We start from the raw sequence: 24,554 nt of genomic DNA on the forward strand, positions 1-24,554 counted from the left end.
TCAGATCACCCGCTTGGCGAGGCCATCAATAATGCTCAGGTCGCTTTTCGACCCGTGATTCTCCCAGATGATGCGTAAGCCGGCGTAGTTGGTCAGCTCTGCTTCGGTGGCCGTGATATCGACGAGCGTGTTGGAGGTGTCGAGGCGCGTCTGGGTGAGGCGTATCTCACCCGTACTGTGAGTGTTATCGTCGAAGCGCTTGATGCGCGTCTCGATCCACGTGCTTTCCGGCGGGACTGTCCCGACGCTCGCGACCTCCGAACCCGTCCCGCTAGTCATTTGGTCAAGCGTCGTCTCGCCGTTGGCGACGTCGTTCCGAAGCCGCCAGAAGTTGTTCCCGTCGGAACTCCCGGCGAACTGTAACTGGAAGACCGAGGGTTCGTCGCGGTAGGTGTAGATCCGCGCCTCCTCGCCGAGCTCGAAGTAATGGGGCAGTCCATCGCCCGGATAGGAGTCGATATCGCAAAAGTTCGCGTTAGTGTCGGCGCGGACCGCGCCCGATCCCTCGTAAACGGTGGATGTCTCCGGGCCGAAGTCGCCCGTGTCGCCCGTCCAACCGCTGTGGAGCCCCGTGTTGAACGAGTCGATGGTGAGCCACGAACTCCCGCCGATCGCGCCAGCGGTGGTGATCAGCGCACCCCCGTCAGTCGGAAGCCCACCCATTAGAACACCTGGTATGCGGCGGTTAAGGTGACGCTCGATGGGCCGTCCCCGTCCGCGGTGTAACTCGTCGATGTGTCGTTGTCGATCGTAATGTAGTAGACCGAGGTCGAGTTTGTGGTGTTTTCGACGGACCAGATCGGGTTGCCGGTGGTGTATATGTTGTTTATAGCGTCGGTGCCGCTGACTTGGTTTTTATCGGAATCTGTGAGCTCGACGGTGAGATGGTTCTGCGGGGGGCTTCCGTCCCCCTCCGCGATACCAACCATGAAGACGTCGAGCGTCGCCCCTGGCGGGACATGAACAGGCGAGTAATAGTGATCCCCACCGTTGGGGGCGCCGTCCTCCTCGATCGTAACGTTAATCGAGAGGTTTGGCTGCGCGATGACCGCATTCGGCGTGATCTTGTAGGGGGTAACCGACAGATTCCCCAGGATCTCCCTCGTGACCTTTCGGGAGCCGTCGACCGGGATATATTGCGGGTGATCGTCATCGCTCAACCCCGAGAGATTCCCGTGGTCTGCGGTGATCGACTGGTCGCTGACGACGGGAATCCGTCGATCCCGAACATACTCGACATGGGGGTCATCCAGGTCGTTCGCGCCCGTCGCACGCGCAGGGACCCATATCTCGGCGATCGGGACGCCAGTCGTCCCGACAAGGTCGGGCGGAGAGGGTTGACGCGCTTGTCTCGCTTTCTTCCCCTTCGGTTGCGGAGGTTGCGGGACGCCTATCTCACAGTCAAGGGCACCATTCTCATCGACATAGACGATATCCTTGCGCGCCCAGTCGGAGTCACCCCGTGGGAGCGTGATCGACTGCGCATCCACCGAGACAGTCGTCCCCTTAATCCGGACGTCCCCGGTCGTGACGGAAATCTCGATCTTGTCGTCGCGGTCGACGAGTGACGGATCGGCACCAGAACTCCACCCCGTTCCCGTGAGCGCGTCCGTCAGCTGGCCGATTTCGAGAACGTCAATATCGTCTCCGGTTTGCGTCGTGAACATGTCGGGTAATTACTGATTCCCGCTCTGGACGACGTTCGTCGCGTTCGCGTCGATCGTGACGGTCCCACGGTTGTTCGTCACCCAGACGTAGCTCGCATCGGGTTCGTTCATCTGCACCGCGGTCGCCGTTCCCGCAGTGCAGTCACAGTTCTGAACGCGGAGATTCGTCAACGCGTCATACGAGGCGTTGGTCGCGATGACCGCCGCCACGTTGCCGCTCGACGTGTCGATGCGGGACCTGGAGACGGAGACGAACTCGACAGTCCCCGCGCCCGCGGTGACGACGCCCCGACCGGCATGTCCCCCGACGATGTCGAACTCGTCGAGCGTCACGTTCGAGACGACCTCGCCGGTGGCGCCCGCTTCGATGGTGACCGCGTCGCCAGTCCCCGTCGATTCGAGCCGTCCGGCGAGGGTGACGTCCGAGACGTTCGCGCCGGCCGAGTGGATATAGACGGGGTCACCGCCGCCGGAGACGATATCGAGGTCTAACGCGACGCCCGTGACGGCGCCGGTCGCTCGAACCTCGACGGCGTTTACCATCTGGCCGGACGGATCGTCGATGCGCCCCTCGATGTCAGCCGACCCTGCTTCGATGTAGACGCCCGTTTCAGTCGCTCCGTTCCGCGGGATGAGCGTCACATCCGTCGCGTCGATCCGGCCACCCGCCTCGACGACGAGCCCGCGCCGGCCACAGAGGAGTTCGGTCCCCGAGAGTGTGATCGCGCCACCGCTGTCAGTGACGACGCACCCCCCGGAGGCGGAGGCATTCCCGAAGTCCTCCTGGCCGATGTAGCCGCCGACGACCTCGATATTCTTTACCGGCCCCTGGTGCGTGCTTACACCGGCGAGAGTGAACTGCTCGATCTGCGGGTTGATGACGACCGCATCATGCGAGGACTTGTGAAAGTCGATCCCCCGGCGGACCGGTGTGGTACTCGCACCGCCGCCGGCCACCTTCGGCGCGATGAGCGTGAGGTCCTGCGACTTGTGGTGTTGGAACGCCTCACCCTCCGAGGAGCCGTTCAGATAGGGCTTCTCGATCGTGCAGCGGTCGGTCGTATGTCGCCAGCAGTGATAGACGCCGAGTGCGTTGAAGATGAAGCCGTTGACGTGGACGTCTTCGTAGACGCTGTCCGCACACCAGTCGAACTTGAACCACGACGACGTCTGCGCCGAGTCGTCGCCCTCACAGCGCAGGTTTTCGATGCGCGGCGATTCGAGGAGGTCGACCTGGTAGAGGGTGGCGTTGTTCGCCGTCGTGAAGTCCTCGCGGGCGGTCGTCGACATCGTGACGATATTGTTCGTCGTGTCGACGGACGTCACGCGCCCGAACGTCATCGCGTTCGCGGTGTTGACGTTGACCGAGCCGTTATCGAAGAGGTAAACGTAGTCGTCAACCGAGAAGAGAGAGGCGTCCGTCACCGGGATGTCGTTCGTCCCCTGCGAGACGTCCGCCGATAGCGCCGACGACGCCTGGACGCCACCACCGCGGAAGACGATCGCGCCGTCTTCGTTGATGTCCGTGGAGTTGACCGTCCGGGTGAGGGTCGCGTTCTCGCCGCGGATGGTGAGCGGTTTGTTGATGACGTGCGTGCTGTCGAGTAGATACGTCCCGTCGTCGATAACGAGCGTGTCACCGGGGTTACAGTCCGCGATAGCGAAATCGAGGCCAGTGTCCGATGTCGTTGCCCCGGAGGGGTCGGCGGATTCGTAGTTCGAGAGATAGACGGTGTTCGGCGGCCCTCGCCGTCGCGGTTCGTAGATCTCCTTTGCACTGCCCTGATGGACGAGACGCCGGCCGTTGTTCTCGATCAGCTCCGTCCCCTGCCCGTCGACGACGCCTTTGAGCTCGGCGTTGGTCATGTTCCCGACGCCTTTCGGCGAGTCAACCCCGTTTGCAGAGGTGGCGGACGTCCCCGATATGGCCGTGAACTTCGTCCCCGGCCCGCCAGAGAGGGGGTGCGACCCACTGGAGGCCGTGATGTTACTGCTGACGAGGCCGACGTTCGCCGAGTCGGTCACGTTGATCGCGGTGGCGACGTTGCCCTCCCCGATGTTACAGCCTTTGAGTTTGATGGTGCCCTTCTTGATGCCGACACAGATGCCCGCTGTGCCGTAGTTCCCCTTCTGGTAGATGTTGCAGTCGCGGGCCGTCGCGAAGCCGTTCAGTTGGACCGAGGCGTTGAACTGGATGCCGTCAAGGAACGAGTCCCCCTTCCCATAACACGCCCAATTGATTCCGTTTTCGACGACGACGTCGGCGGGGGCGGAAGGATTGCCTAAGAAGGTCACGTCCGCCAGCGTCGAAAGCCCCGTCATCACGGGGGGCCTGTAGGTATTCGATCCGTTGTTGTAGACCGCCGGGAGATTCCCGTTGCTGTTCGGGACCGTAAACAGATCGATCACTACCTCATCAGAGAGGAAAAACGGCAGTGAGTCGATGGCTCCCTGGAGCGTTAGGGGGTCCGACTGCGTCCCCGCAGCGTCGGCCGTCCCGTTCGGCGAACAGTAGAGCGTCCGCTTGCCGGCATCCCACGCAAGCGGGCGCGAGACGAGACCCTCGGAGACGTTCTCCGTGCTGAAGGTGACCGTCGTGTCGGTCGGGAACTCATCAACGCCATCGAAGTCGATGGTGAACGTCTCGTCCTTATCGTTGTGGGAGGTGGTGATGTCAGCGCCGGCAGTGATGAACCCGGCGACGACGTCGCGAACCGACTCTGCATCGCCGGCAGGCGATCCCAGACGCCGATCTTTGAGATACTGGATCTCAGGGTCGTCGAGGTCCGTCGAGGCGTCCGCCTCTGCAGGGACCCATACCTCCCAAAGGGCGAGGTAGTTGCCCGCCTCACCATCGAGTTCTTCGACGCTCGGTTGGTACGCATCCTCGTCGGTCGTCCCGTCCGGGAGCGCCGGTTCGGGCGTTCCGGGGAGGACGACACACGAACCGGCGGTGTCGACGGCGATCAGGTCCTTCCGCGGATCGTCGAGGTCGCCCGCCTGCAGGGAGACCTGCTGGGCGTTGACCGAGACGGTGGTCCCACCGAGGCGGATCTCCCCGCTCGTGATGTCGACGGTGATGTCCGTCGAGTCACTGGTGAGCGAGGCGTCACACCCGGACTCCCACGCATCACCGTTCGACAGATGCAGGAGTTGGTTTATCGTCAGCGAGTCGATGCTGTTCTCGGATTGGATTTCTAACGGCATGGATTAGTGAAACAAGAGTCAGGGCGCGTCGCGGCCGGTCAGAGACTGTTGCGCCGGCGGGCGGCGATGACGGCCTGCCGGGTCGGGAACTCCGCCGTTGAGGCGATGGTCGTCGTTTCGATCTCGAGCGTACACTGGCGCTCGGGGAGACTCGTCCCGTCACTGACACCAGTTACGACCGCCCAGCGGGGGTCGTGGACGCTGTCGCGCGTCGGCGGTAGCTCACCCGTCGCCGTCGTCGCCGGGGCGTCCGCAGCGAGCGGCCGGATGCGAACCAGATTCGACGCCCCGGCCTGCTGCTCACGAAAGTAGCAGTCCACCTCGGGCGTCTGGTAGACGACGACGCCCGGCGCGCGGCGGCCGTACTGTTTGAGCGCGCGATACCGCTCGACGTGGTCGGCGATTTCGTCGTCGGGCTGCGGCCACATGGCGACGCGATAGGTCGCCGATGCGCCGGGTGTAATCGGCGGGACGCCGTTTTCGGCGCTCAGTCCGTCGACGCGGACGGAGCCGATGTGCCACGGTGCGAGGACGGAGTCAGGTGCACCGCCGTCGCTCCCGCCACCGGGGAGGGAGTAGTTAGTGTTATCGTAGCGTGACTGGTCGTAACGTGGTCTGTCGGGCATGGGTTTGTGAGGAGAGGGCTACTGGGCGGTCGGGGGCGATTCCCTGATACAATCAGTGTATCTGAAGACTGAGGTATACGGACGAAACGCGACGCTCTTTCTCTGAACCGACTCGGAGAAAGGAGGGGTGCGGGAACACCCCACCGCGCTTCTTAGAGAAGAAACACCTACTTCCGATTGCACGTTTCTGTACGAACACGAAAAGTGGACTTTTATTCAAAAGCAGTGTAAGGATACCTCTCATGGTGTAGCGAACGGAGGGAAGAGGGGAACCGCCACCGTTACCGTAAGATAGACGATGAGCGCTCCGATGACCGCAAGCGTCAGGGCGGGATTTCCAGTCGTAATTGATGTCACAAGTCCAGAGGTGAAGATTTCCATACTCATTTTCTTCAGTTCCGCGAGTATCCGGTTGACCATGCTGTTCATGCGAGTCTCACGTTCGTGGTGAAACCCCTCTGAGGATTCGAACCTTATTGACCAGTGTTCGCACCTTTGATGGTCAACCGGCTAGACTTGTGTTCACGTGGTTGATTTTTCCATCTAATAGCAGATAATGTTTGCCTTTGTGCGAACACGGGCTGAGATTGGTAGGGAGAAGAATTAGTCTGTGGCCGGCGTCGGCTGCAATAACTCCCGGTAGTTCTCCGGAAGACGTGTTCCATTAGCCCTCATCTCTTGGACCAACGCGTCTGCTTGCTCGAACGCTATTGACTCAGCACGAATAAGCTCGCGCATAACACCAAGACTACCCATCAACTCTAGTTCGAGGCGTTCACAAACAGTACGCGCTCTTCCATCGTCAAGGACGCAGGAATATGTACTCCCACTCGATTCGTATTTCTCGCCAAGGGCAAGAACGGATAATTCTCCGCGCCCTAGGCCGAGGTACCGGTTCGATAGCTCTTCTCGGCGATCAGGATCAGTATTAACGACCTCAGACTCCGATTGAACCCGCTCCACCATCGGACCATCCGACAACACTTCATCCATTACCGTTTCTGTTGTCACAGGAGCGTAGTCACAATCGATTATAGAGTCGAACACGACCAAATCTTCTAGCTCGTCGCACCAAGAGATGATGACTGAAGCATCCAAGATGAGCCTATGCACGTATCGCCCCTCGGAACTCCGACATCGGTACACCAGCTAGCTCCGACGCTTTCTCAAGACTGACTTTACCGCGTTCATAGAGATGCCGGGCAACCTGCTTCCGTTTCCCTTCTAAGCCCTCCTTCTCCATCGAGTTCTTCGTCATCTCTGGATACGTATAATAGACATAAACCAGCAGTTCGTCCCTAGATAAATCGTTCGCAAAATCCTTGATATCCTCTACGAGATACCGAATTCGATCCGGTATCTCAGCATAGACATCCTCAACCAAATCTTCGCCCTTTGGAGTGAGTGCAACACCAAGACGAGTACGTTGGACGAGACCGTACACCTCGAGTTTGTCGTGTATTCCTTCGACGGTCTCGCTGAATGGACCTCTGAGGTAAGCCTCGAACTCAAGGGCCTCTTCCAGCTTCGGCATATTCTTCGCGACCAGGAACAGCTCCTTCTGTATCCACAAATCTCCTGGTACCGCATCACCCCCATTTGCGTGTAATAGCAGCAGGTAGAGTTTGTCCACCTGATCCAGATCGTCGTCTATCATGCCAATCACCTGTATTTATATGTTGTGCACAGGCTCTTAAGGCTATGCCGAAGCTGAACGTAAAAGTCGATACATTTGACGACAGTTCTCTCTTCGCCCATAAAACCATCCAGCTCGGCTCAAAGAGCATCGAAACTCCCGCCAAAGCACTCCAAATTGACGAAACCACACAAACCGACCAGGTTCTGGACGATGCTCGTGGAGCTAACGAAATTTACGTTTCTACCAATCCAGGGAAGCTCTCAAAAGCACAGGAAGAATTCAAGCCGAATATCAAGAAGAATATCGGACGAGCACTGAACAAAGCAAACGACGACGAGTTCAACTTCGTATTCGCTCAATTCGGTTCCGAACGCCGCTTTGAAGACGACAATCTCGACTTTCTCGTAGATACCATTTACTCGACCTCCGATTTTGTGACGGTGCCATTGATGTCCGACCTAGTTTCTGCCATCGAGGACGACGGCAGTGGTGCAAGCTCGATATATTTCAAAACATATAGAGAAAACGTGAAACGATTCATCGAAACCGCAGAGCAGATCAGCAGCAAGCCGATCATGGGGACTCTTCCACAATTGCCATGGGGACTAACGAACAAAATCGTCGAACTGTATCTTGACAAGGGGATTCGGGCGTTCTGCTTCGACTTCAATGGCCGGACTGTCACAGCACAGTTTCAACTATCCAATATGGTCGTCCCCCTCCTTCGTGAGATTGGGCGACGGAAACTCCAAGAGGAGGTTTTCTTCTACTGTCTGAACGCAAATCGCGGTCGAAGCTCAAACGATGCGAACTTTGTCCCCGCGCGTGACTTCATCTCACTCGGATTTGGGTTCGACCTTGTGGGAGACAAGCACATGTCGTTACCTCTCCCAGCAGATTTCTACGATAAGATGGGTGACTCAGACCCAGAGATCCGGCTATTTGATAAAGACGGGTACTACTATCAGAACCACGAATACGATGGGGACCTCACCGATCAACTGCCAACAGAAACAGGACTTGATCGAGACAGAATCGCCAGTAATCCTAGTGACCACCACCGATCCAAGTTCGAAAAGTTGCTCAATGGAGAGCAGCAGGCGCTGGAGGCGACTGACTTGCGCCCAGCGATCGATGAATACCGTGTATTAGACCACATCGAACCGAAAGCGGGGGTGGACAACACGGTACTCTCAAACTTACAATCGTCAAAGCAGGAATTCGACGATGGCCGGAAGCAAAAGCGACTGAACGATCTCTGGTAGCTGTTGGTGTCGTCTTTTCCTTGAATCCGATGGATTCACGACATACAGAGATTTGTCCTTGATTCTGCAACAACAGATACCCTACTTCGAGACGAAAAATCCATTTGCAGATCCGTGTTTGATCTATTCTGCGGCATGCTGCACCGCTAGCCGGTCAGCTAGCGCATGTCGGGACAGGAGCTTCTATACAATCTTCACTGTACTTACCGAATCGGCGGTGATCGTTTCGGGGGTGATATCGAGCCCGTCGACGAGCGTCAGGTTCGTATTCAGATTCGCATCGGGATACTTCGTCAGCGGGATGTCGGGGTCGTTGTGGACGAGATCGGCCACGTCGGGCGCGACGACCTCTAGCGGCCGGGGCGGCGAGACGTCGATGCCTTGGGCGTCCCAACGCCAGCTGCCGCTGTCTCGGGTATACTTGACGATAACTCCGGGTGCCATGATGTGTGTCTATGAATGGGTGACTGCGGGCGGTTACGAGACGATACACTGCGAAAATGAGTGTCTGAGTCGTGTTAGTTGTCGACGAGACGTCTGAGTTTCCGCTCCTGCTTGCGATCACGGGCGTCGAGCATCCGGCGGAGTTCAGCGACGGCGTCCTCGCCGCCGCCGACTTCGATCTTATCGATGATCGTGCGGGCGTCGATCGGCTGGCCACCCCCACCACCACCGCCGGTGCGCTCGTACGCCTTTGTCTCGGCGGGGGTGAGGACGCGCTCGCCACTATCGACGAGCGCCAGTCCCTCGGACCGGACGTAACCGCCGGAGTGGAACGAGGGGATGTTCCCACCGCCGGCAGAGGCTGCGTCGGCGGCCGCACTCGCGGCGTCGCCCGCGGCGTCCCGGGCCGACGAGAGGGCGTCTGCCGCCGAGGAGGCCGCATCCTTGGCAGTCGAGACGATGTCGCCGGCGATGCCGGAGACAGTCGAGAGCTTCGAGCGGAACGCACCAACGAGTCTGTCTAAGATCCCCGTGATCTGGTCGTACATCCCCTGCACCGCCGAGACGGCCGCATCTTTGGCGGCGTTGAACTCGGACTCGGTCGTCGAACGGACCTGGCCGAAGATGTCCGTGACCGTCGAGAGGATCTGGTTGAGGACGTCCGTGATGAGCGACAGAATCTGATTCCAGATGTCCGTCGCCGTCGTGAGAATCTGGTTGAGAACGTCCGTGATCGTCGTCAGAATCTGGTTCCAGATATCCGTCGCGGTCGTCAGAATCTGATTCAGAACGTCGGTGATCGTCGTCAGAATCTGATTCCAGATGTCAGTCGCCGTCGTGAGAATCTGGTTGAGGATATCCGTGATAGTGGTCAGAATCTGATTCCAGACGTCGGTCGTCGTCGTGAGGATCTGATTCAGGATCGTCTGGACCGTCGTCAGAATCTGATTCCAGACCGTTTGGACCGTGGTTTGGATCGTCGTGAGGATCGTCTGGATCGTTGTCTGGATCGACGTCCAGATCGTTTGGACGGTCGTCTGTATCGTCGTGAGAATCGTCTGGATCGTCGTTTGGATCGTCGTCCAGATGGTTTGGACGGTCGTCTGTATCGCCGTGAGGATCGTCTGAATCGTCGTCTGGATCTGGGTCCAAACGGTTTGGACCGTCGTTTGGATCGTCGTGAGGATCGTCTGGATCGTCGTTTGGATCTGAGTCCACACCGTCTGAACGGTGGTTTGGATCGCAGTGACGACCGTTTGGATCGTCGTCTGAATCGCCGTCCAGACAGTTTGGACCGTGGTTTGGATCGTCGTCAGGACCGTCTGGATTGTCGTGAGGATCGCGTTCCACGCCGTCGTGACGACGTTTTGGATCGCGGTGAGTGTCGTCTGAATCGTCGTCTGGATCTGGGTCCACACCTGCGTCGCCGTCGTCTGAATCTGCGTGACGATCGTCGTGATCGTCGTGAGGATCGTGTTCCAGACCGTCTGAACCGTCGTCTGTATCGTCGTGAGGACGGTCCGGATTGTCGTGAGGATCGCGTTCCACGCCGTCGTGACAACGTTTTGGATCGCGGTGAGAGCCGTCTGGATCACCGTCTGGATCGTCGTCCACACCTGCGTCGCGGTGGTCTGAATCTGCGTGACGATCGTCGTGATCGTCGTGAGGATGGCATTCCAGACCGTTTGGACGGTGGTTTGGATCGTCGTCAGAACCGTCTGGATTGTCGTCAGAATCGCGTTCCACGCCGTCGCAACGACCGTTTTGATGGTGGTAAGCGCGGTTTGGATCGCCGTCTGTATCGCCGTCCAGACTTGCGTCGCGGTGGTTTTGATCTGCGTGACGATCGTCGTGATCGTCGTGAGGATCGCGTTCCAGACCGTTTGGACGGTGGTTTGGATCGTCGCGAGGACGGTCGCGATGGTGGTCTTGATGAGATTCCAGTCGTTGATGATCGCCGTCTTCATCGTGGCAAGAACAGTCTGGATGACCGTCTTGATCTGGTTCCAGACGTTCTTAACCGTCGAGAGAAGCCCATTGAGGGCGTTTAGCACCGCGGTCTTGATCGCGTTCCACGTCGCGGTCGCCCCCGCTTTGAGCGACCGCCACTGCGTGAGGAGAGTGGTGACGATCTGCTTCCCGAGTTGCTGCGCGCTTGCGGCGAGGCCGGTGAGGAACTGGGTGACCGAGTCGATGACGTTCTTCGTGATGTCCCGAATCCCGAGGAAGTTCGTCCGCCACGCGGCGAGCAGGGCGGTCACGACGGCGATGGTTGCCGTGATCGGGTTCGACAGCATGACGAAGGCTGCCGCGACGGCGCCGATGATCGAGATCGCGAGCTGGAGTTCCGAGGAGAGGCTGAGGAACGCTTCGAGGATGCGGTCGACGATGGTGATCGCCGCGGTGATCGCGGGGATGAGCACCTCGGCGACGATGTTTGCCATCTCCCCCAAGACGGGGACGACGTTGTTCCCGACCCACTTCGCGAACTTGACGAGCGTCGGCAGGAACCCCTTGACCGCATCGATCAGCGCCAGCAGCTCCGGCTTCAACTCGGTCACCGCCTGCTGGAATGCCGCGAACGCCTGCGGCGCGTTCGAGACGACGTAATTGATGAGTTCCTTGATCGGCGGCAACAGGCCCTTCGCCCGGGCGAGGAGTTCGTTGATCGTCGGTTGGAGCTGCGTTACCGCGTCCTTGAACGCCTGGAACGCCTTCGGGGCGTTCGTCGCGACGAAGTTGATGAGCTGTGTCAGCGGGGGGATGAGATTCGTCGCGATGAACGTCCCCAGCTCCATGATGAACGGGAGGAGACTGGCGATCGAGGCCGCGAACTCCTTGAAGACGGGGTAGGTCTTCGCGACGACCTGCTGAAGCGACTGAAACGCCGGCCCCGCCGAGGTGGTGAGCATCTTCACCAGATCCATGAACACCGGCAGCGCCTGGTTCGCGAGGCCGACGATCGCCTTGACGATCTGCGGGATGACCTGCATCGCGATCTGGCCGAGCTGCACCATCGCATCCCGGAACTGCCCCACCGGGCCGATGACCGCGAGGATGTTCGCGACCAACTGTGGGAGTGCGCGAACGGCCTGGACGAGGAGCGGGCCGAACACCTCACCCAACGGTTGTATGAGCGCTGTGATCTCCTTCTTCGCGGTCTTGAACGCCGCCTTCAACTCCTCCATGTGCGTCACGACGCCCGTCAGCGCCAGTCCGCCGAAGACGGCGCCGAGTGAGGCGGCCGCGGCGGCGACGCCACCGATGACGACGGCCATCGGAGCAAGGACTGTCGAAAGCGTGATGATCGCCGGGATGAGCGAGGCCGACAGTGCCGACGAAAGCGCGGCCGAAGCCCCGGCGGCGAGGGATGCCGCTCCCGAGTAGGCCGACACACCGCCCGCCGCGGCCGCGCCCTTGACGCCTGCCTGCGTCAGCTCGTCGCCGACGGCGTTGACGCGCCCCTTCGCAAGTTGCGACTTCGCCGCGACGCCGGTCATCGCACCCGAGGCGCGCTTCAACCCCGCGCTCATCGTCGCGGCTTGTGCCGCACTCGTGGCGGCCTCGTTCCCGAGTTTCGAGAGCCCCTTCGCCGCACTCCCGGCCGCTTTCCGGATCAACGCGGCCGACGAGGAGAGGTTATTCGCAGAGGACTCGGCGCGCTTGATTCCTTTAGAGAAACCGGAGGAATCAAGGCTTAAAGAAACTGACAATTTCTCGAAAGGCATGATTTTTGACCTGAATTACATTTTTGGGACACTATCGGCAGTGTCCTCAGTCGGTTGCGGGCGCGGTGCTACTCGGGACGGTCTAATCCAGACGCTACGTGGTCTGAGAACAGCAACAGGGCGGGACGCTACCCGCCGATGTCGGTTAGTTGACGGCGAGGGTCGGGCGCAGCGGGATGCCCTCCCACGTACGGTGGCAGGAGATGCAGAGCGTCACCAGATTCTCCATCCGGTTCGCTTGTTCGTGGTTGAGTTCGCCGTCTTCAACGAACTTGTTTCGCGGGGTGATATGGTGAACGTTCAACCCCTTGCCGTACCTGTCACGCGACTTCTCGCTGTCGAGGCCGCATGCTTGACAGGTGTGGTCATCGCGGGCGAGTACCCTCTCACGACGGGTCTGCCAATTCGGCCCATATCCAAGTGACTCTGAGTCACTGTCGGGTAGTTCAAGGCCTATCGCGGCGAGAACGTCGGGCCACGGGCCGAACATCCGATAGTACACGCTCCATGCGTGCGGTCCTTCGCGTTTGAGGTCTTTTGGAAGTGGGACACGCCCAAGCTCATTGTAGAACTGCCGGAGTTCACGAGCGAGTTCGGTCCGTGTCTGCTTCCCGTTATTGTACCTCTCAAGCCCCGCGGCCTCAAGGGCCTCATCCCATGAGCCAAATCTGCGGGTGTAGATCCCGTGGCTGAACTCCCCGTGCTCGATCATATCCCGGTGGCTGAGACGCCGTCCGAGTTCTTCTCTAAGCCGGCGGAGCTCTGCAAGAAGCTCGTCGGTGGGGATGTTGACGCGGTGGTTAGGGTCCAGTCCCGACGCTTCGAGAGCGTCATTCCACGACCCGAACCGGTCTATGTAGGTCGGTGGAGAGTACTTCCCGTGCTGCCGCATATGGGCAATGGAGGGAACCCGACCGAGTTCTGACGTGAGCCGTTCCAGTTCGTCAAGGAGCGCCCCCTCGCTGATGTCCCTCTCCTTATTTGGGGCGAAGCCAGCTTCTTCGAGCGCCTCGCCCCACGACCCAAAGTGTTTGTTGTAGGTCGGATACGAGGCGACGAGTTCGCCGTCCTTCGCATCCTTCACCTTGGGCGTGCGTCCCAACCGTTCAGCGACCTCTCGAAGGGACTCGATCATCTCCTCTTTCTTGTCGGACTGATGGACGCGGGTCTGGTGGTAGTTCAAACCGCACTCGCTGACGAAGTCGTCGCGCCCGCACGTCGGACACTCGATGCCGTCGGCGCTGTCTTCAGTCGTCGCCATCACACACCACCTCGCGGAGCTCGTCGAGGAGGTCGGGACGGTGTTCACGCAGAACATCGATGTCCTGCGGGAGTTCCTCAGTGATCCGCTTCCGGACGCGGTACACCGACTGATCCCGCTGAGAATCAGACGGCTCTCCGTTGCCGGTGATGTAGTCGCGATCGGTGTCGGTCATGAGTGCACGGTAGCGTCCCATGCCCGACTCTGCAGTCTGAGCCATTACAAGACTGACTATGCACTACTGCAACTAAGAAATTTGCACTAATGCATAGTATAGGACTCAGCCGTTGTTAATTGGCTGACCAGTGAGCGTCAAGCCGATCTTATCGCGATAGTTGCTGGCGGCCGTCTCCAGGAACCGCTGCTCCGCGGGATGGAGTTGGCCCCACTCACCGGGCGTCATGCCCATGACGAGGAGGAGTTCGAAGTACCAGATTCCGCGCTTGCTTTCAGCGAAAGTCGTCGATGTCCTCGGCGGACAGCGAGTCGTCCTCCGCGATCAGTCCCTGCGCGACCGTGATGAGTCGCATGAGCGACAGCGTATCGGACCACCAGTCAGGGTCCGACAGCGACTCGTCGACCGCCTTGTCGCCGAGGATCTCGGAGATGTCGGAAACCATCTCCCGGAACCTGTCGCGAATTTCGCCCTCGTTCTCGGCGTCAACCTCTCCCTCGTCGATCGCCTCGAACTCCTCGCTGATAGCCATCAACCGCGTCGCTTCGTTCGTCGAGAGCGTCGAGAATTCGACCTCGAGGTCCTTGTCCTCGAAGACAGGGACGAAGATCGTCTCTTCGTCGGCCGCCTGTTCGAGCTGCTGCTTGATCGACTGGTTCTTTTTCGCCTCGGCCTTCTTCTCGTCGAGCTTCTCTTGTGCCATCTCCCGGGCCTTCTGGGCCGTCTCGGGATTGTCGTAGTCCGGCCCGATCTCGGGAGAGTTGTCGACCTGTGCGCCGCCGTCCGTTCGGATGTTGTCGTTGGTGTCAGTCATGCTGATGTATTAAAAAGTGAGAGTGCGGTGTTAGGGCGACGTGGACCCGATGTGGTAACCGCCGTTCGCGTCGACCTGGAACGTGATCTCGGAGCCGTCCTGCGGGAGGGCCATCTCGTCGAAGTTGATTTCGCACCGATAGAACTCGAACGTCTGCTGAGGCGCTCCGGCCATGGCCGGCTCGTCGTTGTAGACGTGGAGCCGGATGTCGAGTTCCTGCCGGGCGAGCGGCTGCCCGTTGGAGTCGACGATGCCCAGCGTTTGGAGCTGGGGCATCCCCGCGGCGAGCGCGGTGACGAATTCGAGGCCCACCGCTTCGTGCTCGTTGAACCGCTGGCCCCAGCGGCTTTCGTGGAGCTGGAACTCGGTGGTGGTGTCTTCGGACGAGATGGTGGTCTCACCCATCGTGAAGCCGACGATACTCTCTGTCTCGGACGTCTGGCCGATATCCGAAACGACTGCGATTTCGATGAACGCGCCCGAAAGCACGTTCTTGAGATTGGAATTGTTAGCTGGCATGGATGTGTCTACGTCTGCGGAACTGCGGGACTGCGGAGTCGGTCAGCGAACGATGCGCGAAAAGAGGTCAGACGCCGCGCGTCTGGAACCGGAAGCGTTGCGGGAGGGTGACCTTGCCGACAAGGTCGTCTGCATCCTCGCCGCCGAACTGAAGCTCACCCGGGCCGTTGTTACCCCCGATCGGCGTCACGCCCGGGGCGATACCTCCGTCCAACGCGTCGGCGACGGTGTCGCCGATGTTGTAGATGTGGAGACGGCCGTTTTTCTCCCAGTAGGGTTGCGACATCACGACCGTCACCTGAAAGCCGGCCCGGAGGCGGTTGCCGACCTTCCCCTCGGGGCGTTCGTTCTTGTCGGCGAGCCCGACAGAGACGAACACCTCACCGTCCGGGATGCCCGTCTTCGAGGGATTGTCGATGATACGCGCCGGGTCGCCGTCGAGATAGCCGTCGACGAGCGGCGGATGCGTCTGAAGCGTTTTGATGATCGCTTCGAGGAGGTACCCAATTCTGCCTTCGACTGCTGCCATCTGTTAGGCCCTCCGTTTTGCCCGACTGACGGCCGCCTGGAGGCGGTCGTTTATCTCGCCCTCCGCCGCGTGTAAAGCGGGACCTAAGAAGGGTTGCGCTTTTGCTGGCCCGACACTCTTCCGGAAGATCGTCTCCCCGTCAACGGTGAACTTGAGTGCCTTCCCGTCGGCGGTCACGGGACCACGGCCGAACTCAACGGCAGGCGCGTACTCGACGTTCGTCCCGATGATCGCCTCGAAGTACCCCTCACCGATCGCATTGACGACGTGTCCGATGGAGGCCCGAAGCGTCCCCGTGTCGACCGGGGCGCGTTTCTTCGCCTCACGCTCGATGAGGAGGGCGATATCTCCGACCGCCCGCTCAACCTCGTCCATGAGGATGTCGAGGAACTTCTGGAGCGACCGGGACAACTCTTCAGGCGTCGTGTCCCACTCGACATCGACTGAGACACTCATTTAGACGGCCTCCGAGTAGCGTTCGGCGTCGAAGACGTACATCTCAGGCGTTGCTTTTCGGGCGTAGTGGAGGCGCTCGCCGACGATCTTGTAGAGGTCCGCGGCCGACTCGCCGGCATGTTTCGGCCAGACGCGGACGCGGTCCCCCGTCTGGATCTCGCCCGCTTTCGCACGCGGCGACCAGAGGGTGAGCGCCGCGTCGACAACCTCGCCAGCGTTCGTCCGCCCGAGGTTGCCCGCCTCGGCCGGCGACGCGGCCATACAGTTGAGGCGGAACTGCTCGACCCACTGTTCGGTGGGTTGGCCGAGGTCGTCGGTGCCGCCCGTCGGTTCTTGCCGTTCGACGGCGAGTCGGTGGGCGTCGCGCTGGCGGTGGCTCATGATCGAGTGTGCCTCATGATTCGCGTTCGATCTCGTAGTCTGCGCTCAGTTCGAGAACGGTCCCGCTGGCGTCGAACGTGACCGTGTCGTGTCCTTCGCGGGTGAGCGTTACTTCGGTGGGGCAGACGTACTCGAAGGCTTCTTCAGAGTCTTCGAGGTCAAGGCCCTGCGATTCGAGCCACGCTGTGAGAAGTTCGCCGAGATCCACGCCGTCAACCGCCGGAAGTTGTGTCTCGTCCATGTTGGCATCAGGGGACGCTGCCATTCGAACGTTTCGATGACTCATGTAGGAGGCTCCCTCAGCATCTGGAAGGCGATCATCGCGAGGAGGGCGAGGACAGCGGACTCGAACGACGTTCCGAAGTACTCGTACGCGATGAACGGGGCGAGTACGACGATAGCGTCGACGAGGTTGCGAAGTGTACTCTCCCCCTCTGCCTCAGTCTGGTCGCTCATGAGGGACACTCCCGTAGCATCTGGAAGGCGACGACGGCGAGGAGAACCAGAACGACGGACTGGAACGGCCACCCCAGATACTTATGCCCGACGACCGGGATGAGGATGACGACCCAGTTAACGAGTGCGCCGAGCAGGGACCCCTCGTCGCACATCGTTACTCCTCGTCCTCGGGGAGGTCTTCGACGGCCACGGTGACGGTCACCATCGTCGTGTCCTCGCCGCGGTCTTCGATGTCGACTATCCCACCATCCCGAAGCGTGTGAACTCCCTCGCCGTCAGAGAGGTAGTCGATGAGCCGCCCTGCTCGCCGAGCGTGATCGCCCGGTTTGGGGTCGTTACTCATCGTTGCTCACCTCCAGAGAGCGTCGTGTGAACGTCCGTCTCTATCTCGTAGAGCGCGCCACCGATGCGTACTCGGGTGTGGTCGGCGGTAATGATGAATTCGTCACTCATCATTTCACGTCCTCGGTAACCACGAGTTTGAGATTCTCCCCGTGCGGGAGGGGGTACGTCGACCCGTCGCCGTACGTGATCACGAATTCGATGGGGTAGACGCCCGGCGTGTTGAACTCGCCAGACGCCGGCGTATAGCTGACGACGCCGTTGGGGGCATCGTCAAGCGTGGCGGCGACGCCCGACAGTTCCGCCGTCCCATCGGGCGCGTCGGCCCACACGGAGACGCCCGATACTGTCGAGAGATCGATCGCGTATCCGGCGCGGTTCCGAAGCGTTGTCTGGAACTTCGTGTGATCGTCTCCGGGCTTGCGGGTATGGAACGGCGCCCCGTTGACGGTCGGGGAACCGGTCTGGACGTCCTCGCGTACCTCGATTCGGAGGTTGCGGTCCTGCGGGACGGGTTCGTACGACGTTCCTGTCCCGCGGTTAATGACGAACTCGGCGTAGTAGGTGCCGACGGCGTCGAGTTCGGCCGACCCGAACACGTAGCTGACCTTCCCGTTGGCGGCGTCTTCGAGGGTGGCCGCGGCGCCGTTGACGACGGCCGTCCCGTCTTCGGCATCGACGTAGAGGTCAACGCTCGTCGCGCTGGAGACGTCGATCGGGTCCCCATTTCTGTCGCGGAGCGTGTAGCTGAACTTGCTGTGGTCGTCACTCGGTTTCCGAGTGTGTGCGGTTGCTGTCATGAGTCGCTAAAGTTGGTTGAAGTGATGTGCCGCGACCCACCGCCGAGGCGGCGATACCCCATGTCGCGGAGGTCGCCTTTGATATCGGCGTGTAACTCCTTCGGCGAGCGGTAGTCGTAGCCCGCGCCACTCACGAGATCCTCGCTCGCGATGCCGTCCTCGTGGATGCGGAGGATGCGTGCCCGAGCGAGACGGATGACGGCCTCCGAGATCGTGTACGGCGCGTCGTCGGCGTCGGTCCACGTATGCTCGCTGGTGGTCCACCCGTCAACGCGCTCCGTCGCGGTTTGTAGCGACTCGTCGAGAAGGTCGTTCCAGTCGGTTTCGGACTCAATGCCGAAATCCAGCGGCGAGTAGTCCAGTTCACGCTCAAGAGCCGCGCGAGAGGCATACTGTTTCGGCATCCGTCACTCCTCGGCCGAGTCGTCAGCGAGCTCGTCGCGCCGGTCCTCGATCGCTTCGTGTGCGGTCGTCCGGTCCTCGCCTTCTCGCTCGGCGTGTTGGAGCGCGTCTAACCGCCCGTCGAACTCGCCCGCGTCGAGTGCCTCTTCGAGCTCTGGAACCGTCCCGTTGAGGATGTCGTACGGGCCGCGAACGCGCTCGAACTCGGCATCAGTGTGCTCAGTGAGGAACTCGGGGAGCGTGACCGTCTCCGACTCGGCGTCGTCGGGGGCGCCCTCCGGGGCCGGAAGCGTGACCGTCGCATCCGGGTCGACGTCGAACTCGTTCCCCCGTGTGACAACGATGTCGTGCGCGGGCATTCGGAGTCGCATACTCGGCCCCTCGAAGCGGTAGGTGTGAGTGCGGTCACTCATCGTTCACCTCCGCGCGATGGATGAGCGCCTGCTTCTCGTACTCGACGCGTTGCAGGGCGGCTTTGGCCTCCTGGACGGCGTCGCGGAACGCGCTCGAATCGACTTCGACGGTCGCGTACAGTTCGTCGATGTCGGGCATGTTCACCTCCGCCCCTCGACGGCTTTGAGGACGGAGTCCCGCGGGGACTCCCGCGATTCTTCGGCGTCCTCGACGGCGTCGAGATGAGCGTCGACGTTTCCGTCCTCGATCGCGGAGACGACCGACTGCCACGCATCATCGATGAAGGCCTCGGCGTCGAAGTCCTCCGTCTCAGCGTCGTCTGCAGCGTCGTCATCATCGGCACTCTCGGAGTCGGACGCTTCCGGCGGGCCGTTGGCCCACGAAATCGCATCGTAGGCGGCGACGAGCGCGCGGGCGAGGTCTTCATCCTCGACGCTGAAGCGGTTCGCGCTGTCAGTGTCGAGTTGGACCGTCGTCTCCTCGTCGCGAGGGTCAACCACGGCGCCCCAACCGTCGAGTGCACAGCGCAGTTCAAAGCCCATGGGTCAGTCCCGTTTAGACGCCGCCCTGAACCTTCAGGGCCGCGTCGGGTTCGGTCGGGACCCAGTCGATACGGCCGCTGACCTGGTAGACCCACTGCTTCTTCGAGTCTTCGCGGTAGCGGGTGATGTCGAAGCTCGACCGGGGCGATTCCCACCCGTAAACGCCCGTGTCGACGAGCATCGCTTCGTCGGCGCCGAGGTCTCCCGTGTTCGTCAGGAGGGCGGGGCGGCCCATGATCTCGGTGACGCTCGGGCCAGCGCCGCGCAGTTCGTCCGCGAACGTCTCTGTAGACGAGGCGAACTCGTTCGTGGTGATCCAGTCGCCCCACGCGTCGGGCGAGAGGAACCAGACGAAGCGGTCGGGGTTGTAGCCCGCATCGACGAGCGTCGTGTAGGCGCTGACGGCGGCGTTGTAGTTGAAGTCGGTTCCGTCAGTCCCGATGGTGGTGCTGTTGCGGTTGGCGTTGAGGACGGAGTAGGCGATGCCGTCGAGGCGGCGCTGTTCCTCCTCGGACATCCGCATCTGGGTCGCCAGCGTCACGTTGACGGTGGAGTCCTGGATGTCGTTGTCGTGGATGACAACTTCGAACCCGTAGTCAGTCCACGCGGCGCGGACGCCGTCGTAGTTCATGTCGGCGCGGGGGTAGTCCGAGCCCTGCTCAACTTCGACCATCTCGCCGTCGAAGTCCTCGCTGATGGCAGGGTACTCGACGGAGTCGCCGTCGCGGTTCGGTGCTTCAGAGTCGACTTGATAGGCGTTCCGGAACTGGAACATCTCCTCCGGTTCAGGGAGGAGGACGTTTCGCATGTCCGTCTCAGTCGGGACGCCGCTGTAGTTAACGTTCGTAGGCATGTTGTAAGTGGAGAGAGTGTTACCGCGTCGTTACAGGTTGACCGCCGCGTAGCCGGTCGGCATCGTGCCGCCGTAATCGCCGGCGTCGCCCTCGGGCGTCAGCGTCGAGATGGCCTGCGTGCCACTGCCGAACTGCCCCTCCGTTGCGGAGGAACCGAGTTGTGTGCCGGCGGCCGTCCCGGACGCCACGTTGGCGACGACGGGGCCGGCGATGTGAACAGAGACCTTCTCGGTGTCAGTCTTGCTACCTTGTTCCTGTGCCAGAACGCCGATGACGTGCGGGTCGTTGGTCCCGTCTGCTTGCGTGACCTTGCCAGCACTCATGGCGACAGCGTCACCATCCGAAGCGGTACCGTCGCCAGTCAGCGTAACCGTGATGACGCCCGCGTTGAGCGCCTGTCCGGGGTTCTTTGCCATTGTTAGAGAGCCTCCATGTCGATGTCGTCGTAGCTGTCAACGCCCGCCGCCTCGGCCGCCTCCTCGCGGAGCGACTCCGCGTAACTGGAGTTGACGCCGTTGAGCGTGTCGGCGCGGGCGAGCTTCGAGCGGATCTCCTCGCGTTCGTCCTCCGAGAGGGCGTCCACGCCGTCATCGGCGCCGACGTCCCCACCGTTGGGGTCGGCCGGGTCGTCGTCCGTGCTGCCCGTCTCGGGCGACTGGACGAGTGCCTCGGCGTCGAACTCGCCGTCGTCGGTCTCGAACTCGGCCATCAGGTTGTCGAGCGAGAGGGCTTCGGCGGTCGACGTCTGCATACCGGTGCGCTCGGCGAGGGCGTCGGCCAGTACCGAGCGCACGGTTTCGACGCGCTCGGCGAGGGCGTCGTAGTCTTCGGCTTCGACGACATGCGGGTCGTCGTACGTTTCCATTTCGTCGGCGAGTGCCTCGACGTCGGCCTCCACGACGCTCGGGTCGTCAAGCGTGCGGGCCGTGCGAACGAGGTCCTCTTCAGAATCAGTCAGGTCCATAGATGGTGTCGGATCGTCAGGTCCCAGCGTGCTCGCGCCGTCACCGGGATCGTCGCCAGTGGGTGTCGTGTCGGCATCATCGCCCGCCGGGTCGTCAGGAGTCGCGTCGGATTCCGCCGATTCGTCGTCGGGCTGTGCGCCGCCGTCGTCACCCTCGTCGCCCTCGGCACCGCCGTCCTCGAACGCCGCGCCGAGGGCATCGGCGAGTGCCGTGTTCGACATGGCCTCCGCGGCCGAGGGTGCGGGTTCGATACTCGCGCCCTCCGACGCGCCGTTGGAGACGACCGCGAGGTCGCGCCAGTGGAGGATTTCCTCGGCCTGCAACGCGTCGCGCTGCTCGTCACGCTCGCCGAGGCGGCGAATGACGAACGGCGAGACGTCGACGCGGCCGTTCCGGACGAGGTCGGCGATCTCTGGGTCGTCAACCTCGCCCTCGTAGAGGACACCGACGCCCGGCTTGTATCGTGCGTCAGTCACCTCCCCGACGATCGAGCGCGTCGGTGGCTCAGTCGGAAAATCCCCATCTTCGGGGATATCGTGCGCCGAGTCGTCGACGAGCTTCCGCCCGATCAACGCCTCAGTCGCCTGTTCGAGTGTCTCTCGCGGCCAGTGGACGCGCGTTTGCGAGGCGCCGTGAGTAACATCCCCCTCCCCTAACGCCACCCCCCTGACCACCAAAGGCAAGTCGTCGGTTGATTCGTCCGCGAGGACGGCGATACCAGTCGCTGGAGTGTCGTGCTGGGCGTCGGTCATAGTTAGGTTGGAGGAGTTAGTCTCCGAATCGGTCAGGAGTCGTCGTCAAGGACGGGGATGACAGTCCCCTGGCATTGTGGGTGGAATGGTGGCCCCCCGTGCGGGATGTCGTCGATGGGGTAGACATTCCCAACGAACTCCTGACAATCCTCGCAAGGATCATGCCCGAGAATTTTGACGCGCTCGACGTCTGCCTCTCGGTATCGGGTTTTTGCTGCTTCGTTGTGAGCCCGAGGGATTTCAGTCCGCGCCGTTCGTGTCGCGTTGACCTTCCCGTAGGAATCGATGCGGTCAGTGAGTTCACGGGCCGTCTTCTCCGCCCCCCACCCCTGCGTGAGTGCATCCGACAGGACGCGAGACATCTGCTGGCCCGTCGCCGATGTGATGCCCTCCAGTTCGTTGAAGGTGCGAGTGTACAGCTGTTCGACCGTCTCGATATGGATCGAGCGGGTGAACGCGTCTGCGACCGTCCCGGCCGGCACGCTGGCGCCGGCCTGTTGAAGCCATGTGTCGGCGTGGCGAATGCCCTTCTCGTAGGCGGATCGGACATACTGGATTTCGCCCGCATCGTTACGGACGGGTTCGAGGACTCCGCGGTCGAACTGGCGCCGGAGCCACGCCATGAACTTCTCGTGTTTGCGGGAATCGGTCGCGAACGCGTACGTTTGGAGGTCCTCAATGTCACGGAGTGCATCGGCCGCCGTCGGGGTGAGCCCGAGGCGGTCACGCCGTCCGACATCGCGACGGATTACCGTGTTGATAGAGGCGAATCCCCCGCGGAGCTTCTGTGCGAACTGTTGCTGTTCGGTCTTCGTCTTTGTCGGCGGCGTCGGCATCGTTACTCAGACTCCGGCGGTTGTGCGAGGTCAGGCAACTCTTCAACCGGCGGGGGTGACTCCTCAGACGTGTCGGACTCCTCGAACGCCGCCTCGTCGAGTGCGTCTCCGGGGAGTTGCATTATCAAGTCGGCCAGGTACTCGCGGTCGAAGTACTGGTATGCCTTGTCACCAAAGACGAACTCGATTAATTTGCCGTAGGAGGCCGCGGCCTCCAGTTCGTCGGCGTCCATCGAACGGATCGGCGAGTCGTCATCGTCGGGTTCGAGGACCAGATCCATCCCCGAGGTATCGAGGTCGCGCTGTTCGGCCACGCGCTTCATCGCCGGGAGGAACCCGTCGGTGAGTTCCTCGCGGAGGTCGATGACGCGTTTCTCGTAGCGCCGTTCCTGTTGGGTGGTGACGAACTGGTTGATGTTCTCTTCAAAACCCACCGCATACAGCGGCACCGGCAGCGCCGAGACGATGAGTTTGATGTAGAGATTGATGACGTTCAGCAGTCCGTCGGCGATTTCCCCCTCGAACTTCTCGAAGGTGACCGTCCCGTCGTGGCCGATGATGTCGCCCGGCCCCATCTCCGAGCCGATCTTCTCCTCGATAAACTCCGACTGTTCGTTTGCGGACCACTCGGTGACGATGACCTCGTCGCCCGCCTCGACGACGCCCGTCTCGAACGCCAGCGACCAGATGCCGTATGCCTTCGTCTGGATGGCATTCTCGTTGTCCTTGAGGATCTGCTTGAGCCCGCGGACGAGATCGCGGACGCTGTGCGTCGCGGGCGTCCCCCACAACTCGCCCGGGTCGGGGTCCCGGGCGATTTTCGTCACGTCGTTCTGACTGAGCGGGACAACGTCTTTACCGTCGTACTTGCCACGCTGCCCGAGGACGGAGCGTTTGTGATACTGGAGATACGCCGCCGCCTCCCCGCGTTTGGTCTGGATGATCTCGTCACCACTGGCGTCGGGCGAGAGGAGGATCGGACGCTTATCGAGGGTTTTGAGCGTCACCGACCAGGGCGGGATGCACATGAACCCCGTGATTTTCTCGCCGTCTTCGCCTTTGACGTGCTCGGCGAGGACGTCGCCGGCGGCCACGTAGAGGAGGGCTGCCTGTCGAAGGACGGCCGTGAAGTCCTGGTGGGTCTGCCCGGCGATGATGCCCGCGTTTTCGAGAAAGCCACCATCGGGAGTGCCGTCAGGGGCGTCATCCCCACCGTTGAAGAACGCCTCCGTTTCATCGGAGTCGGCAACCATCCGACAGCCGGGTTCGACGACGTCGGCCGCGTACTGCCCGAGGCCGGCGTTGATGAACGGCGTCGTCTTGTAGGTCAGCCAGTCGTCGTAGCGATCTTCCGGGGCCGAGACAGTGTCGACGTTGCCTGCCGTGAACGATCCCGTCCCGTTCTCGGTTCGGGTCTCGGGCGTCTGTGCCTCATGTCGGAGCGCGTCGGCGAGTGTAGACAGTGGATTACGCATGT

31 protein-coding genes are annotated in these 24,554 nt (G+C 61.3%); 1 reads left to right on the forward strand and 30 read right to left on the reverse strand.

The features are described 5' to 3' along the window. The 7 genes from ACFQEV_RS11730 to ACFQEV_RS11760 all read right to left on the reverse strand — a co-directional run bounded on the left by ACFQEV_RS11730 (position 1) and on the right by ACFQEV_RS11760 (position 7,157). On the reverse strand, positions 1-663 hold the full coding sequence (locus ACFQEV_RS11730) for a hypothetical protein (protein WP_379696083.1): 663 nt from the start codon (positions 661-663) through the stop codon (positions 1-3). Beyond that, complete coding sequence (locus ACFQEV_RS11735) at positions 663-1,667, reverse strand: hypothetical protein (protein ID WP_379696085.1); 1,005 nt, start codon at positions 1,665-1,667, stop codon at positions 663-665. Before ACFQEV_RS11735 ends, ACFQEV_RS11730 begins: the two co-directional genes overlap by 1 nt. A 9-nt stretch (positions 1,668-1,676) precedes the next feature. Further along, positions 1,677-4,874, reverse strand: coding sequence for a hypothetical protein (locus ACFQEV_RS11740; protein WP_379696087.1), 3,198 nt, complete (start codon positions 4,872-4,874; stop codon positions 1,677-1,679). Positions 4,875-4,912: 38 nt separating this feature from the next. Then, entirely contained in the window at positions 4,913-5,500 is a 588-nt protein-coding gene (locus tag ACFQEV_RS11745) for a hypothetical protein (protein WP_379696089.1), read from the reverse strand. 240 nt (positions 5,501-5,740) lie between these two features. Then, the gene (locus ACFQEV_RS11750) at positions 5,741-5,929 is read right to left on the reverse strand and encodes a hypothetical protein (protein ID WP_379696091.1); all 189 of its coding nucleotides are present in this window, start codon (positions 5,927-5,929) and stop codon (positions 5,741-5,743) included. 174 nt (positions 5,930-6,103) lie between these two features. Next, positions 6,104-6,613 carry a PIN domain-containing protein gene (locus ACFQEV_RS11755; protein ID WP_379696093.1) on the reverse strand — a complete coding sequence of 170 codons (510 nt, stop codon included), beginning with the start codon at positions 6,611-6,613 and terminating at the stop codon, positions 6,104-6,106. Next, a complete protein-coding gene (locus ACFQEV_RS11760; protein ID WP_379696095.1) occupies positions 6,606-7,157 on the reverse strand; it encodes a hypothetical protein in 552 nt (183 codons plus the stop codon). Before ACFQEV_RS11760 ends, ACFQEV_RS11755 begins: the two co-directional genes overlap by 8 nt. 44 nt (positions 7,158-7,201) lie before the next feature. Here ACFQEV_RS11760 and ACFQEV_RS11765 point away from each other — a divergent pair, with 44 nt between their 5' ends. After that, positions 7,202-8,404 carry a hypothetical protein gene (locus ACFQEV_RS11765; protein WP_379696097.1) on the forward strand — a complete coding sequence of 401 codons (1,203 nt, stop codon included), beginning with the start codon at positions 7,202-7,204 and terminating at the stop codon, positions 8,402-8,404. A 183-nt stretch (positions 8,405-8,587) separates the two neighbouring features. Here the strand turns inward: ACFQEV_RS11765 and ACFQEV_RS11770 are convergent, their stop codons facing one another. The 23 genes from ACFQEV_RS11770 to ACFQEV_RS11880 all read right to left on the reverse strand — a co-directional run bounded on the left by ACFQEV_RS11770 (position 8,588) and on the right by ACFQEV_RS11880 (position 24,552). Next, entirely contained in the window at positions 8,588-8,848 is a 261-nt protein-coding gene (locus ACFQEV_RS11770) for a hypothetical protein (RefSeq protein ID WP_379696099.1), read from the reverse strand. A gap of 74 nt (positions 8,849-8,922) precedes the next feature. Continuing rightward, complete coding sequence (locus tag ACFQEV_RS11775; RefSeq protein WP_379696101.1) at positions 8,923-12,468, reverse strand: hypothetical protein; 3,546 nt, start codon at positions 12,466-12,468, stop codon at positions 8,923-8,925. 253 nt (positions 12,469-12,721) lie between these two features. Continuing rightward, positions 12,722-13,837, reverse strand: a complete 1,116-nt coding sequence (locus ACFQEV_RS11780; protein WP_379696103.1) for a homing endonuclease associated repeat-containing protein — start codon at positions 13,835-13,837, stop codon at positions 12,722-12,724. Beyond that, positions 13,824-14,057 carry a hypothetical protein gene (locus ACFQEV_RS11785; RefSeq protein ID WP_379696106.1) on the reverse strand — a complete coding sequence of 78 codons (234 nt, stop codon included), beginning with the start codon at positions 14,055-14,057 and terminating at the stop codon, positions 13,824-13,826. Before ACFQEV_RS11785 ends, ACFQEV_RS11780 begins: the two co-directional genes overlap by 14 nt. 229 nt (positions 14,058-14,286) lie before the next feature. Further along, on the reverse strand, positions 14,287-14,826 hold the full coding sequence (locus tag ACFQEV_RS11790) for a hypothetical protein (RefSeq protein WP_379696108.1): 540 nt from the start codon (positions 14,824-14,826) through the stop codon (positions 14,287-14,289). Between the two features lie 30 nt (positions 14,827-14,856). Then, positions 14,857-15,345, reverse strand: a complete 489-nt coding sequence (locus ACFQEV_RS11795) for a hypothetical protein (protein ID WP_379696110.1) — start codon at positions 15,343-15,345, stop codon at positions 14,857-14,859. A gap of 67 nt (positions 15,346-15,412) precedes the next feature. Next, positions 15,413-15,874 carry a hypothetical protein gene (locus ACFQEV_RS11800; RefSeq protein WP_379696112.1) on the reverse strand — a complete coding sequence of 154 codons (462 nt, stop codon included), beginning with the start codon at positions 15,872-15,874 and terminating at the stop codon, positions 15,413-15,415. A gap of 3 nt (positions 15,875-15,877) precedes the next feature. After that, the gene (locus tag ACFQEV_RS11805) at positions 15,878-16,330 is read right to left on the reverse strand and encodes an HK97 gp10 family phage protein (RefSeq protein ID WP_379696114.1); all 453 of its coding nucleotides are present in this window, start codon (positions 16,328-16,330) and stop codon (positions 15,878-15,880) included. Beyond that, positions 16,331-16,711: a hypothetical protein gene (locus tag ACFQEV_RS11810; RefSeq protein WP_379696116.1), complete on the reverse strand. Its 381-nt coding sequence runs from the start codon at positions 16,709-16,711 to the stop codon at positions 16,331-16,333. A 13-nt stretch (positions 16,712-16,724) separates the two neighbouring features. After that, a complete protein-coding gene (locus ACFQEV_RS11815; RefSeq protein ID WP_379696118.1) occupies positions 16,725-16,952 on the reverse strand; it encodes a hypothetical protein in 228 nt (75 codons plus the stop codon). A gap of 41 nt (positions 16,953-16,993) precedes the next feature. Continuing rightward, the gene (locus tag ACFQEV_RS11820; RefSeq protein ID WP_379696120.1) at positions 16,994-17,167 is read right to left on the reverse strand and encodes a hypothetical protein; all 174 of its coding nucleotides are present in this window, start codon (positions 17,165-17,167) and stop codon (positions 16,994-16,996) included. After that, positions 17,164-17,322, reverse strand: coding sequence for a hypothetical protein (locus tag ACFQEV_RS11825; protein ID WP_379696122.1), 159 nt, complete (start codon positions 17,320-17,322; stop codon positions 17,164-17,166). Before ACFQEV_RS11825 ends, ACFQEV_RS11820 begins: the two co-directional genes overlap by 4 nt. A 2-nt stretch (positions 17,323-17,324) precedes the next feature. Further along, on the reverse strand, positions 17,325-17,513 hold the full coding sequence (locus tag ACFQEV_RS11830) for a hypothetical protein (RefSeq protein ID WP_379696124.1): 189 nt from the start codon (positions 17,511-17,513) through the stop codon (positions 17,325-17,327). A gap of 109 nt (positions 17,514-17,622) precedes the next feature. Continuing rightward, positions 17,623-18,312, reverse strand: a complete 690-nt coding sequence (locus ACFQEV_RS11835; RefSeq protein ID WP_379696126.1) for a BppU family phage baseplate upper protein — start codon at positions 18,310-18,312, stop codon at positions 17,623-17,625. Further along, positions 18,309-18,716, reverse strand: a complete 408-nt coding sequence (locus ACFQEV_RS11840) for a hypothetical protein (RefSeq protein ID WP_379696128.1) — start codon at positions 18,714-18,716, stop codon at positions 18,309-18,311. The genes ACFQEV_RS11835 and ACFQEV_RS11840 overlap by 4 nt, the downstream gene beginning before the upstream one ends. A gap of 3 nt (positions 18,717-18,719) precedes the next feature. Beyond that, positions 18,720-19,127 (reverse strand): hypothetical protein, encoded by a 408-nt coding sequence (locus ACFQEV_RS11845; RefSeq protein ID WP_379696130.1) that lies wholly within the window; start codon positions 19,125-19,127, stop codon positions 18,720-18,722. Next, entirely contained in the window at positions 19,120-19,266 is a 147-nt protein-coding gene (locus ACFQEV_RS11850; RefSeq protein WP_379696132.1) for a hypothetical protein, read from the reverse strand. Before ACFQEV_RS11850 ends, ACFQEV_RS11845 begins: the two co-directional genes overlap by 8 nt. Positions 19,267-19,268: 2 nt before the next feature. Further along, positions 19,269-19,628, reverse strand: coding sequence for a hypothetical protein (locus ACFQEV_RS11855; protein ID WP_379696134.1), 360 nt, complete (start codon positions 19,626-19,628; stop codon positions 19,269-19,271). 55 nt (positions 19,629-19,683) lie between these two features. Then, positions 19,684-20,523 (reverse strand): hypothetical protein, encoded by an 840-nt coding sequence (locus tag ACFQEV_RS11860; RefSeq protein ID WP_379696136.1) that lies wholly within the window; start codon positions 20,521-20,523, stop codon positions 19,684-19,686. A gap of 30 nt (positions 20,524-20,553) precedes the next feature. Beyond that, on the reverse strand, positions 20,554-20,940 hold the full coding sequence (locus ACFQEV_RS11865; RefSeq protein WP_379696138.1) for a hypothetical protein: 387 nt from the start codon (positions 20,938-20,940) through the stop codon (positions 20,554-20,556). Between the two features lie 2 nt (positions 20,941-20,942). After that, the gene (locus ACFQEV_RS11870; RefSeq protein ID WP_379696140.1) at positions 20,943-21,965 is read right to left on the reverse strand and encodes a hypothetical protein; all 1,023 of its coding nucleotides are present in this window, start codon (positions 21,963-21,965) and stop codon (positions 20,943-20,945) included. Positions 21,966-22,273: 308 nt separating this feature from the next. Continuing rightward, a complete protein-coding gene (locus ACFQEV_RS11875) occupies positions 22,274-23,077 on the reverse strand; it encodes a minor capsid protein (RefSeq protein WP_379696142.1) in 804 nt (267 codons plus the stop codon). A gap of 2 nt (positions 23,078-23,079) precedes the next feature. Next, positions 23,080-24,552 carry a hypothetical protein gene (locus ACFQEV_RS11880; RefSeq protein WP_379696144.1) on the reverse strand — a complete coding sequence of 491 codons (1,473 nt, stop codon included), beginning with the start codon at positions 24,550-24,552 and terminating at the stop codon, positions 23,080-23,082. Positions 24,553-24,554: the final 2 nt, after the last annotated feature.

The organism is Halopelagius fulvigenes, from assembly GCF_042662625.1.
GTDB lineage: Archaea > Halobacteriota > Halobacteria > Halobacteriales > Haloferacaceae > Halopelagius > Halopelagius fulvigenes.